Annotated in this window: 10 protein-coding genes; 4 read left to right on the top strand and 6 right to left on the bottom strand. The window is 46.8% G+C overall.

Features of this window, described 5'->3' with window-relative positions:
- Positions 1 to 34 precede the first annotated feature (34 nt).
- A complete protein-coding gene (locus DWZ67_RS17970; protein WP_120139454.1) occupies positions 35 to 1,885 on the top strand; it encodes a glycoside hydrolase family 13 protein in 1,851 nt (616 codons plus the stop codon).
- Between the two features lie 470 nt (positions 1,886 to 2,355).
- On the opposite strand, the gene DWZ67_RS17965 is transcribed toward DWZ67_RS17970, so the two are convergent.
- Together DWZ67_RS17965 and DWZ67_RS17960 are read right to left on the bottom strand one after the other, a co-directional pair.
- On the bottom strand, positions 2,356 to 3,366 hold the full coding sequence (locus DWZ67_RS17965) for a class II fructose-bisphosphate aldolase (RefSeq protein WP_005826798.1): 1,011 nt from the start codon (positions 3,364 to 3,366) through the stop codon (positions 2,356 to 2,358).
- A gap of 282 nt (positions 3,367 to 3,648) precedes the next feature.
- Positions 3,649 to 4,656: an endonuclease gene (locus DWZ67_RS17960; protein ID WP_061411187.1), complete on the bottom strand. Its 1,008-nt coding sequence runs from the start codon at positions 4,654 to 4,656 to the stop codon at positions 3,649 to 3,651.
- Positions 4,657 to 4,844: 188 nt separating this feature from the next.
- On the opposite strand from DWZ67_RS17960, the gene DWZ67_RS17955 reads away from it, so the two are divergent.
- The gene (locus DWZ67_RS17955) at positions 4,845 to 5,096 is read left to right on the top strand and encodes a type B 50S ribosomal protein L31 (RefSeq protein WP_005835945.1); all 252 of its coding nucleotides are present in this window, start codon (positions 4,845 to 4,847) and stop codon (positions 5,094 to 5,096) included.
- Positions 5,097 to 5,277: 181 nt separating this feature from the next.
- Entirely contained in the window at positions 5,278 to 6,804 is a 1,527-nt protein-coding gene (locus DWZ67_RS17950) for a M48 family metallopeptidase (protein WP_044467724.1), read from the top strand.
- Between the two features lie 91 nt (positions 6,805 to 6,895).
- Here DWZ67_RS17950 and gcvT read toward each other — a convergent pair whose 3' ends face one another.
- From gcvT to DWZ67_RS17935, 3 genes are all read right to left on the bottom strand, one after another.
- Positions 6,896 to 7,984: a glycine cleavage system aminomethyltransferase GcvT gene (gene gcvT / locus DWZ67_RS17945; protein ID WP_120139453.1), complete on the bottom strand. Its 1,089-nt coding sequence runs from the start codon at positions 7,982 to 7,984 to the stop codon at positions 6,896 to 6,898.
- Between the two features lie 31 nt (positions 7,985 to 8,015).
- Positions 8,016 to 9,239: a peptidase T gene (gene pepT, locus DWZ67_RS17940; protein ID WP_120139452.1), complete on the bottom strand. Its 1,224-nt coding sequence runs from the start codon at positions 9,237 to 9,239 to the stop codon at positions 8,016 to 8,018.
- A gap of 210 nt (positions 9,240 to 9,449) precedes the next feature.
- Complete coding sequence (locus DWZ67_RS17935; RefSeq protein ID WP_005826808.1) at positions 9,450 to 10,862, bottom strand: amidophosphoribosyltransferase; 1,413 nt, start codon at positions 10,860 to 10,862, stop codon at positions 9,450 to 9,452.
- 171 nt (positions 10,863 to 11,033) lie between these two features.
- On the opposite strand from DWZ67_RS17935, the gene DWZ67_RS17930 reads away from it, so the two are divergent.
- Positions 11,034 to 11,840, top strand: coding sequence for a helix-turn-helix domain-containing protein (locus DWZ67_RS17930; RefSeq protein WP_005826809.1), 807 nt, complete (start codon positions 11,034 to 11,036; stop codon positions 11,838 to 11,840).
- 3 nt (positions 11,841 to 11,843) lie between these two features.
- On the opposite strand, the gene DWZ67_RS17925 is transcribed toward DWZ67_RS17930, so the two are convergent.
- On the bottom strand, positions 11,844 to 12,785 hold the full coding sequence (locus tag DWZ67_RS17925; RefSeq protein ID WP_120139451.1) for an EFR1 family ferrodoxin: 942 nt from the start codon (positions 12,783 to 12,785) through the stop codon (positions 11,844 to 11,846).
- Positions 12,786 to 12,870 lie beyond the last annotated feature (85 nt).

The following is a 12,870-nucleotide window of genomic DNA, read 5'->3' as shown; positions in this document are numbered from 1 at the left end:
AATTAGCGCAAAAATTAACCGTAAAGTTACTATCATGAAAAAAGTATTCTTAATCTTGGGAACACTCTTACTCTCCCTCAGTACGTATGCAGCTATGAATGTGAACAAAATCGACCCTCCGTTTTGGTACACCGGCATGCAGAACCCGGAACTCCAGCTGATGGTCTATGGCGAAGGCATCGGCAACGCGGCAGTATCCGTCAATTATCCTGGCGTCTCATTGAGCAGCACCGTCAAGCTGGAAAGCAACAACTACCTCCTGGTCTATCTGAAACTGGACAAGGATGTAAAACCCGGCAAATTCAACCTCACCTTCACTGAAGGAAAAAAGAAACTCGTAAAGGAATATGAACTGAAGGCACGCAACAAGAAAGGTTGCGAACATAAAGGTTTCGACGCCTCCGACGCACTGTACCTGCTGATGCCCGACCGCTTTGCCAATGGCAACCCAGACAATGACCAGATTGCGAGCATGGCCGAGTACAAGGTAGACCGCAATGACCCCAATGCACGCCACGGCGGTGACCTTGCCGGCATAGAACAACACCTGGACTACTTCTCCGACCTCGGCGTCACAGCCCTCTGGTTTACTCCGGTACTGGAAAACAACATGACCGGCGGTTCCTATCACGGCTATGCCACCACAGACTACTACAAGGTGGACCCGCGCTTCGGTACCAACGAAGAATACAAGCAACTGATTGAAAAAGCCCATGCACGCGGCATCAAAATCGTAATGGACATGATTTTCAACCACTGCGGCGTAGAGCATGTATGGATTAAGGACATGCCCTCCAAAGACTGGTTCAACAACCCCGACCACGAAAACAACTTCGTGCAGACCTCCTTCAAACTGACCCCGCACGTAGACCCTTATACTTCCCAGTACGATGCCGACCAGATGAACGACGGCTGGTTCGTACCTTCCATGCCCGACCTCAACCAGAAGAACCCTCACGTTTACCGCTACCTGGTACAGAACAGTTTCTGGTGGATTGAATTCGCCAACATCGACGGCATCCGCATGGACACTTACCCGTATGCCGACTATGATGCCATGAGCAACTGGATGAAAGAGCTAAACGAAGAATATCCCAACTACAACACCGTGGGCGAGACCTGGGTTACCGAACCCGCCTACACCGCTTGGTGGCAGAAGGATTCCAAGCTATCAGCCCCCAAGAACAGTAACCTCAAGACCGTTATGGACTTCAGCTTCTTCGACAAGATAAACACCGCCAAGAATGAACAGACCGAAACTTGGTTCAAGGGACTGGACCGCATATACAATAACTTCGTATACGACTTTCTCTACCCCAACCCCGCTTCCGTACTGGCATTCATCGAAAACCACGACACCGACCGCTTCCTGGGCGAAGGCAACAACCTTCCAATGCTGAAGCAAGCCTCTACCCTGCTGCTTACCACCCGCCGCATTCCGCAACTCTACTACGGAACGGAAGTTATGATGAATGGCGTGAAGAGCAAGAGCGACGGCTATGTCCGCAAGGACTTCCCCGGTGGATGGACCGGTGACGCAACAAACGCACTGACCCCAGCCGGACGTACCAAAATACAGAACGAGTGCTACGACTTCTACAAGACCATCCTGAACTGGCGCAAAGGAAACGATGTGATTGCCAAAGGCAGCATGGTGCAGTTCATGGTACAGAATGGTGTTTATGCCTACGCACGCCAGTACGAGGGCAAGACGATATTCGTGATGCTGAACGGTACAGATGCAGAGACCACCGTTCCTTTGAAATTCTACAAGGAAATCCTGAAAAACAGCAAGCAGGGAAAAGATATTCTTAGCGGCAAGGCCATCACCTTCGGTGAAGAGCTGAAGATGGGCCCCAGAGAATCATTAGTGATAGAATTATAACGCGTACTCCACACAGAGAGCTCATTCTTGCAAATCTCCCTTGCAGATAGCTGGCAGACACTTCTCCTGCCAGCCATCTGCAAGGGATTTTTAGTATGGAACAGGTGTCACGGGGATATGCTTTTCACCGGTCTCAAATATAGCTAATCTGTTAGTTCATAACGGTGAACACTTTGTTCCAGTATAGAGAAACAAAGTGTTCGGATATGTAGAAACAAAGTGTTCTTACGTATTGGAACAAAGTGTTTTTGCATATTGGAACAAAGTGTTCTCTTTATTGAAACAAACTGTTCAGTTAAGGGAAACAGACTGTTTTGTTAAAGGAAACAGACTGTTGTACACATTGAAACATCCGCTTCTGAAATAAGCGGCGAACTTAACCATCCCACAACACCGGCCTATATACAACAAGTCAGCCCTTGCAACATCAATATTGCAAGGGCTGACGCTATATTCGGATTATCTTTCGATTAGTCCAGTTGAGCCAATTTGTTCTCTGAACCAAGCACGTTGATGATTTTATGCTTGTACAGTTTTTCCATATTGTCACGAGCCGGACCCAGATACTTACGCGGGTCGAATTCTGCCGGTTTTTCAGCAAATGTCTTGCGGATAGCAGCTGTCATAGCCAGACGTGAGTCAGAGTCGATGTTGATTTTGCAAACAGCAGACTTGGCAGCCTTACGCAACTGTTCTTCGGGAATACCGATAGCAGCTTCCAATTTGCCACCATACTTGTTGATAGTATCAACTTCTTCCTGAGGAACTGAAGAAGAACCGTGAAGAACGATGGGGAATCCCGGAAGTTTCTCCATTACAGCATCCAGAACGGCAAATTCCAAAGGAGGAGGAACCAGACGACCGGTAGCAGGGTCAACGTGGCATTGTTCGGGTTTGAACTTGTATGCACCGTGAGAAGTACCGATTGAGATAGCCAGTGAATCGCAACCTGTACGGGTAGCGAAGTCAATAACTTCTTCAGGATTAGTATATGTATGGTGTTCTGCAGAAACTTCATCTTCTACACCGGCCAATACACCGAGTTCGCCTTCTACAGTTACGTCGAACTGATGAGCATAATCAACTACCTTCTTAGTCAGTGCAACGTTTTCTTCGTACGGAAGGTGTGAACCGTCAATCATTACTGAAGAGAAACCAGAGTCGATACAGCTCTTGCAAGTTTCGAATGTATCTCCGTGGTCGAGGTGAAGAACAATTTCAGGATGTTTGCAACCCAATTCCTTAGCGTACTCAACAGCACCCTGAGCCATGTAACGCAACAGAGTAGCGTTGGCATACTGACGGGCACCCTTAGATACCTGAAGAATAACCGGAGACTTTGTTTCAACTGCAGCCTTGATGATAGCCTGCATCTGTTCCATATTGTTGAAGTTGAATGCCGGAATAGCATATCCACCTTTGATAGCCTTAGCAAACATCTCTCTTGTGTTTACCAGTCCTAAATCTTTGTAATTAACCATTTTGTTTAAATTTTATTGTTAGTGAATTAAAATTCTACGCAAAAGTAATCATTATCCTTTAAAGTAAAGAACTTGAGAGGAATAAAATATCCGGCTCATCCTACCAAATCCATTCTATTTTAAAGCTATTGGCTTCATTTAACAGATTATTGTAATCTCTATATTACAAACTCTTTGCATTTATCTCTGCCAGCCATACTTTTGCCATCTATACTTCTATCAACAAAAAAGCCGGAGAACATGTTTGCTCTCCGGCATCTGTTTACACATTATTATGTAATACTAATTTTTCAGATAGATGATGGTCGGCAAATGGTCACTGTAACCGTTCAGCCAAGTCCTGCCTCCATGCGTACGCAAGGGGGAACCTTTGTATTTGCCATCCTGCTGAATCAGATAATCGCGGATGAAAACTTCATTGTGATCATAGCGCAACCCTTTCTTAGCCTTCAGCAACGGTTTCGAAATGACAATCTGGTCAAACAAGTTCCACTTGCCCCGATAGAGCAATGTCCCCACTCCCTTGTCTTCCAGTGTCTCCCACCAGGGATTGTAGAATTCGCCTTTCTTCACCTGCTTCGGATATTTGCGTGCACCCAGCACCTTCATGCTTTCATCCATCGGGTCGTCATTCATATCCCCCATCACGATGAGTTTCAGCTTCTTGTCGCTACGCATCAGAGAGTCCTTCAAGGCCTTTACCTGCCTGGCTGCATGCACACGCACCGGTGACTTTGCCCCACGGGAGGGCCAGTGGTTCACTATCACGCAGACACGCTCTCCCGCCAGTTGCCCGTCCACAATCAGGAAGCCGCGCGTCAAGTGCAGCGTATCCCCCTCAAAAGGAGTAGAAAGCACCAACTTTGAGTGGGTAACGCTAAACTGCTTCGGGTCGTACAGCAAGGCACAGTCTATACCCCGTCTGTCCGGTCCTTCATAATGCACGAACTCATAATTGGAAATGGCCGGCTGCTTCACGAGGTCTTCCAGCACCCGGCTGTTCTCCGCCTCTGCCACACCGATGAATGCCGGACCTTCCGGCACTAAATCACGCGAAAGGGAACCCAACACTTTGGAAAGGTTCTGCAGCTTGGACTCATACTTCTTTGCCGTCCATTGGTAACTGCCGTCGGGCAGGAACTCATAGTCATTCTTACCTGCATCATGAATCGTATCAAACAAGTTCTCAAGATTGTAGAACGCAACACTATACAGTTTCCGTTCCGCATTTTGTGCCCCCAGCGTTGCCACGCACAGCCAGAAAGAGCATAAGACAAGTAGTTTCCTCATAAATTCACAAGATTAAGTCCTGCAAAAATCAGAAATAAAATGCGATAAACCTACTAAATAAAAATAAATCTGAATTTATTTTGTAGAGTCTCCAACTTGCACTATCTTTGCGCTCTGAAAAGAAGACCATTACACTATTTATTACCAAAATAGTAACAGAATATAAATTTTTAAAAGAAAATATCAAAATGAAAAAAGGTATTCATCCTGAAAATTACCGTCCGGTAGTATTTAAAGATATGTCAAATGGTGATGTATTCTTGTCTCGTTCCACTTGCAACACGAAAGAGACTATCGAATTCGAAGGTGAAACTTATCCGCTGGTAAAGCTGGAAATCTCCAGCACTTCTCACCCGTTCTACACAGGTAAGTCTAAGCTGGTTGACACTGCCGGTCGTGTTGATAAGTTCATGAGCCGTTACGGTAACCGTAAGAAATAATCAGTTTCAAGCAAACTGAAAAAAGGGAGTCTTTCACTGAAAGGTTCCCTTTTTTGTTTCCGCCTCCCACTGCAGGACCGATAAATAGGGAATCTCCTATCACAGAATAGGGAAAAAAACGAGAAAGGAGAAAAACACTTCCCTATTTTTGTATCATCAAAACCGAAAACATATACTAATCATGAAACGACTCGCCACCCTATTCATCCTGACAATCCTTGTCGCAACGGCAGGATTTGCCAAGCCCAAAAAGTACAAAGATTTAAGCGGAAACATCGCTGTCAAAGGAGAATTGACAAAAGAGTACCGGCAATCTCCCGCCGGTACACCGGTCATTATCCGCCGGGTTGTCAAAATGAAGAATCCCGGTGAAAGCAGCAACAACATTTGCTATGCTGTCGAAATGAACGGCATACAAGAGACCATTCCTTTGAATGAGATGGGGCACATTGCCATATCCGCTCCGCAAACCGACCGGGAATTCTGGCAGCAGATATACTTGAAAAACCATCTTTACGAATATTTCAGCGACCGCGGCTACAAGCACAAACTGCGCCAGGAAATCGACGAAGAGTGCCTGGAGTATCTCGACAAACTGAATGAGATAGCCTATCAGGAAGATTACATCGTTTCGTACGTGCAGGGAGTGTTCTCCAAGTTGAATGCCACCACCATTGACAGCAATCGTGGAGAAAGCCTGAACATACGTATCATCCAGTCGCCCGAACCAGATGCCTTCATGCTTCCCAACGGCTCCATGGTTATCAGTACGGGCCTCCTCTGCACTCTTGATTCCGAAGACGAACTGGCCGCCGTCATCGCATGTGAGCTGGGACATTTCGTCCTCGACCATCAGGTAAACAACATTTACCGTGCCGAGCGGCGTGCCAAGCGTGCAGCTTTTTGGGCAGATGTCTTTGCCACTACCGCCAGTGCAGCCCTCGATGTGGCCTACTGGGACGATAATGAAGATGCTTATGCCGTCAGTCTGGTGGCAGATATCGGAGCCATCGCTTCCCTTTTGAGCATTCCGGCAACGGACCGGTTGGGGATGAAATACAAAACTTCCCAGGAAATCTCTTCAGACCGCCTTGCGCGCCAACTTCTGGCATTCAAGGGATATAATCCCGACGGAATCGCATCGGCCCTCGGTAAAATTATAGGGTATTACAACCTGCACCAACGCAACAAGGACATTCCTCGCTACGGCAGCATCGGCAACCTGCAAAAGCGTATAGAAAAGGCCGGTGAATCCCATAGCCTGAGTGCCCGCCCCTACCTACGGACCACCAGCGATGTCGTTTCTTTCAACGCAAGTATGAACTACGCCAACAAGCGCTATAAGGAAACTGCCCGGCTGATACGCAAGAACATTGACAACAGACTAGCCACAGACAATGACTACATCATCCTGGTAAAAGCGGAAATGGCACTGTCTAATACGGAAGAAGTGAACAACCGCTGCCTCGCCATGCTTGATAAAGCCCAGGAGATGGCAGGAACAAGCCCCAATCTGGACATATATAAACAAAAAATACTATTATTGATGCGCATGAACAAACAAGCCCAAGCCGCCGATATACTGAAAGAATATATCACCTTGCTTTCGGCCTACGAAGGCCAGGGCATAGAAGGAACCGAAAAGGAATGGACCAATAAAGAGATAGGTTGGGCAAACCAAATGCTGGACAGGATAAGCAGAATATAGAGAAAGGAATAACTAAGAATGAAGAATTTGACTGCGCGATGATGCCGCATGACAAATTCTTCATTCTTCTTATTTTAGTTATTCATTCAAATTACTGTTTGCGGAACGGCGGCTTCACAACCACAGCTTTCAGCTTACGTCCCCGCATGTCAATGCAGATTTCCGTACCGACTTTGCTGTACTCGGGTCTGATATACCCCATTCCGATACCAATCTTGCGGGTAGGCGACATAGTTCCGGAGGTAACCACACCGATGGCAGTACCGTCTGTACTATACAGCTCGTAACCATGACGGGGGATACCGCGGTCTATCATTTCAAATCCCACCAACTTACGGGTAGTGCCTTCCGCTTTCTGTTTTTCCAGCATCGGGCGATTGGTGAAGTTCTTTCCCTCCACAAACTTGGTAATCCATCCTAAACCCGCTTCAATGGGCGAAGTGGTGTCATCCAAATCATTGCCATACAAACAGAAGCCCATTTCCAGACGAAGCGTATCGCGCGCACCCAGACCAACCGGCTTAATGCCGAACTCCGCGCCTGCCTCGAACACGGCATCCCAAATCTTCATGGCAGCCTCCGGATAGAAGTAAAGCTCAAAACCACCCGCACCGGTATATCCGGTATTGGAGATAATGACATCCTTTTCTCCGGCAAACTCACCGTGGGTAAAAGTATAGTAAGGAAGGTCGGAAAGATTAATGGAAGTCAGTTTCTGCAAAGCCTGAATAGCCTTCGGTCCTTGCACAGCAAGCTGTGCCATGTGGTCGGAAGCATTTTCCAATTCAGCGCCTTCCGTGTTATGAGACACACACCAGTTCCAGTCTTTCTCAATGTTCGACGCATTCACGACAAGCAGGTATTTCTCCGGCTCATAATGATAGACCAGAAGGTCGTCCACAATGCCTCCATTTTCATTTGGGAAGCAGGTATACTGTACTTTCCCCGGTGTGAGGGTAGCTACGTTATTGGAAGTCACTTTCTGCAGAAAGTCCAAAGCATGGGGACCTTTCACCCAAAATTCTCCCATGTGTGAGACGTCGAATACACCGACACCCTGACATACTGTAAGATGCTCGTCAATGATGCCGGAATACTCGATAGGCATATTATATCCCGCAAACTCGTGCATCTTGGCACCCAGCGAGATGTGTTTTTCGGTAAACGGAGTGGTTTTCATGGAACTATTAGAGTTATGAGTTATGAATTATCTATTTGCTTGCTACGAGCTCGGCAATCTTGACGATGACGTTCATGGCTTTCTCCATGTTCTGGATAGGCACGAACTCATAGCGGCCGTGGAAGTTCAAGCCACCGGCAAAGATATTGGGACAAGGCAGGCCCTTGAAAGAGAGCTGGGCACCGTCCGTACCTCCGCGAATGGCTTTTACACGAGGCTCTACACCTACCGCCTTCATGGCGGCAAAAGCGGTGTCGATGATATGCATCACCGGTTCAATCTGCTCGCGCATATTATAGTATTGGTCGCGAAGTTCCAGAGTAGCGGTACCCGGACCGTATTCTTCATTGATTTTTGCCACAAGACGTTCCATCTCCTTCTTGCGCTCTTCAAAGCGGGTGCGGTCGTGGTCACGGATAATGTAAGAGACTGTTGTCTGCTCCACCTCGCCGGTAATGCCTATCAGATGATAGAAACCTTCGTAACCTTCGGTATGCTCCGGAGCCTCGTCAGCCGGAAGCATGGACATGAAACGGTTGGCAACGCGGATAGAGTTAATCATCTTATTCTTGGCATAGCCCGGATGCACATTCCGTCCCTTGAAGCTTATCTTGGCAGAGGCCGCATTGAAGTTCTCGAATTCAAGTTCACCCACTTCTCCGCCATCCATGGTATAGGCCCATTCGCAACCGAACTGCGCTACATTGAACTTATGGGCGCCCAAACCGATTTCCTCATCCGGATTAAAGCCGATACGAATTTTACCGTGCTTGATTTCGGGGTGCTCCTTCAGATATACCACCGCCGATACAATTTCGGCAATACCGGCTTTATCATCGGCACCAAGCAAGGTCTTGCCGTCGGTCACAATCAAATCTTTCCCTTGATGGTCGAGCAGTTCGGGGAACTGGGCAGGAGAAAGAACCACATTCTCTTCGGCGCAAAGAACAATGTCCTTACCGTCATAATTCTGCACGATACGCGGAGAAACATTCTTGCCACTCATATCGGGGCTTGTATCCATGTGGGCAATAAAGCCGATGACGGGCAACGGCTTGTCTGTATTGGCAGGAAGAGTGGCGAACAGATAACCATTTTCGTCCAACGTGATTTCTTCCAGACCCAAAGTTTCCAATTCTTCTTTCAGATACCGGGCAAACACCATTTGCCCCGGAGTACTCGGAGTAATCTCAGTCTCTTCACTGGACTGAGTATCGAAGCTTACGTACTTTAAAAAACGTTCTACTAAAGTCATGATGAATAATGATTAGTGATTAATGGTTAGTGATTAATGGTCAGTGATTAATGGTCAGTGATTAGTAATTGGCGAAAAGCATTATCCAAATGGCATTAATCATTAATCACTAATCATTAACCACTATTTTGTGCTGTAAAGATAAAAAAAGGGGCGTGAACTGCCAAGCAATTCACGCCCCTTTTTTATTTCTTAAGGACAAAATGTCAATCAAAAATGGCTGCTACCATCAAAACAATGCGTACATATCTTACACTTAGGCAATCCGATAGCCTCAACCAGAGTTTCCAACGTATTGAACTTCAAGGATGAAAGTCCGAAACGCTCGCGGATAACGTCCACCATCTTTTCGTATTCGGGTGAGCCGGTAGTGGCATACTTATCGAGATTCTTATTCTCGTCACCCTCCAGTTCCTTGATGACACGACGGGTAATCAGTTCCATGTCGCTTTTGGAAGCCGTGAATCCTACAAACGGGCAGCTATATATCAATGGAGGACAAGCAATCCGGATATGCACCTCCTTGGCGCCATACTCATACAGCACCTTCACATTGTCGTGCAACTGGGTACCCCGGACAATAGAGTCATCACAGAACAGCAACCGCTTGCCCTCGAGCATGGCACGATTGGGAATCAGCTTCATCTTTGCCACCAGCGAACGCAACTCCTGCTTGCTGGGAGTAAAGCTACGAGGCCAAGTCGGAGTATATTTGGAAATGGCACGATGATAAGGAACTCCTTTACCTTCGGCATACCCAAGCGCCATACCTACACCCGAATCAGGAATGCCGCAGGCACAATCCACCTCTGACTTATCTGTCTGTGCCATCTTGAAACCGGAGGCAAAACGCACTTCCTCCACATTCTTACCTTCGTAGCAGGAAGTGGGGAAACCGTAATATACCCATAGGAAGGAACAAATCTGCATTCCTTCATCAGGCTTGCGCATCTGTTCCACACCATCGGCACGCAGGCGAACAATCTCTCCGGGTCCCAAATAACGGTCTATCTCATAACCAAGATTCGGAAAGCTGCTCGACTCACTTGTGGCGGCATACGCTCCGTCTTTCTTGCCAATCACAATCGGAGTACGTCCCCAGCGGTCGCGAGCGGCAATGATGCCGTCTTCCGTCAATAACAGCATGGAGCAAGAACCTTTGATATGCTTATACACATTTTCAATTCCTTCGACAAATGTCTTTCCTTGTATAATAAGGAGGGCGATAAGTTCCGTCTGATTGGTTTTGCCCGAACTGAGTTCGGCGAAGTGCATGTTTTGGGCCAACAGTTTTGTTTCCAGTTCTTGCAGATTTACTATTTTGGCTACCGTTACAATGGCAAAGCGACCAAGGTGGGAGTTGAGGATAAGGGGTTGAGGGTCTGTATCGCTGATGATTCCTATTCCGGAATTTCCTTTGAACTTGTCCAGTTCATCCTCAAACTTCGTGCGGAAATAAGTGCTTTCCAGATTGTGAATGGAACGGGTAAACTGCTCCGTTTCTGCATCGTATGTAGCCAACCCACCACGTTTTGTCCCTAAATGTGAATTATAATCTGTGCCGTAAAACAAATCCGCCACACAGCTTGTTGCCTTGGCGACTGTTCCGAAAAAACCTCCCATAAGTTCTGTTTTGTTATTGGTTTCTAAAATTAACGGATGCAAAGGTATGAAGAATTTGCGAAATTCGGGCAGATTTGAAATGAATAAAAAAGGCAATATATTTCTTGCCCACAATAGAAGTTATATTATTGGAAACATATACTTTTGTGATCGAAACCAAACAACTGTATAATGGGAGAAACCGCAAATATTATAATAGCCGATACTCTTCAAGGTCTGGGGACGGACGCATACAGTGGCTATCTTGCACACGCCCTCTGTCTGTCAGGAATCTGCCGATTGAAGTACAATGGAGAGGAGCGCGAGCTACGTGCCGGCGACCTGATGATTGTCCGCAAAGGAAAACTGGTAGAGAAAATTCAACCTTCAGAAGATTTTCGCGTAAAGGTCATCTATATCGCATCGGGCTTTGTGGTGCTGAGTACACCACAGAACAACTACGGCATGAAAGGGCAACTTTCCCTATTTCTCAATCCTATCATGTCCCTGACTACCGAACAGCAAGAGCTATGTCTCCGGGATTTTGAACAAGTGGAATACAGACTCCGGAATACAGACCATCATTTCCATCGCGATATGCTTATCGCCTCCACACAGATGTTGATACTCGACTTCTTCGATTTCCACTCCCATCTATATGGCGAGGACAATATCTCTGTACAAAATGCTTCCATCATGAGCCGTTTCCTCAACATGCTGGAGAACGGAACTTTCCGCGAGCATCGTGAAGTGACCTATTATGCCGACTGCCTATGTGTCACCTCCAAATATCTTTCGGAAGTTTCCAAGAAAGTAAGCGGTTATACAGCAAACTACTGGATAAACCGTTATACCACACTCGACATCTCGCGTTTGCTGCGCGACAAATCACTAACGTTCGTCCGTATTTCCGATATGTTCGGTTTTTCCTCTCCTGCTTATTTTAGCCGTTACGTACAACAACATCTGGGTGTAAATCCGACAAAATACAGAGGTTAATGATTATAGTTTTTGATTGTTTGCCCGTTTCAGATCTATTAGCGAAATATGCTCATTACGATGGCGGGCATTGGGGTTCTTCTCCGTTCCGTCAGGAAAAGAGCCATCTTCCTGCTTTATGAACTGAATAGCCTTCTGCGGACAATTCTGTATGCAGGCAAAACAGAACTCGCAGTCACCGGACGTCTTCACTCCTCTCGACGTCAACTCATAGTTGCCGCGCGGACAAACGTAGGTACAGATGCCACAGTCAATACAAACATCGGTCACGGTAAAGAACTTCTCGCTTTTCATCAGGAAGCCCACCTCGGGGTTGAGTCCACTCCGCTGCATAAAACCTTGGTGCTGTTGCCGTTCCTCCTCCGTCACCGGTTCGTGCCAATGCTGCCGACTGTTGATATCTGCCGTTATCTTCTGCAAGTTCTCGGGGATGTGCTTGTCTATCTTGAGTTGCTCGTTCATGTCGAAGTTGGGTAGCCAGTTATCCACCATGATGATAGTGCTGATATAGTCGAACGCATTGTCGGCTTTACGGGATATACGGTCCCAAATCTCTACCGCATCGCACTTCCTTGCACCATAGGTGAGGACAGCAAACTTGTATTCTGCCTTCAGTTTTGCTTTCTGAATGAACTGCCGTACCATATAGGGAGGCATATGACCGTAGATGGGATAAACGATGCCGATTTCATCTGCCTCAAATTCATACTTCCCCCGTTTCACCATCTGAGGGATACTCAACAATTCTGCGTTCTCTCCAGCCAACTGACGGGCGATGTAAAGACTGTTACCCGTTCCGGTAAAATAAAAGATGATACGCTTACTCCTTTTTGTTTCGCAGGATGCCAACGAGAGTAGGCCGGAAGATGCGATAGCACCGCTCATCACGGCAAATCCCATACGCTTTAAAGCCTCCCGACGACTGATTTTCTTATCCGTATTCATATCTCTGATTTTTAATGATTATGCAATCTGTTATCTGAGTGCAAAAATAAAGGTTTCCCCAAAGAACGGACTTACCAAAAACTCG

The organism is Bacteroides sp. AF34-31BH, assembly GCF_003602795.1.
In the GTDB taxonomy this organism is placed as follows: Bacteria; Bacteroidota; Bacteroidia; order Bacteroidales; family Bacteroidaceae; genus Bacteroides; species Bacteroides uniformis.
Note: the sequence above shows the minus strand (reverse complement) of the source record. Positions and strands in the feature narration are given on the sequence as shown.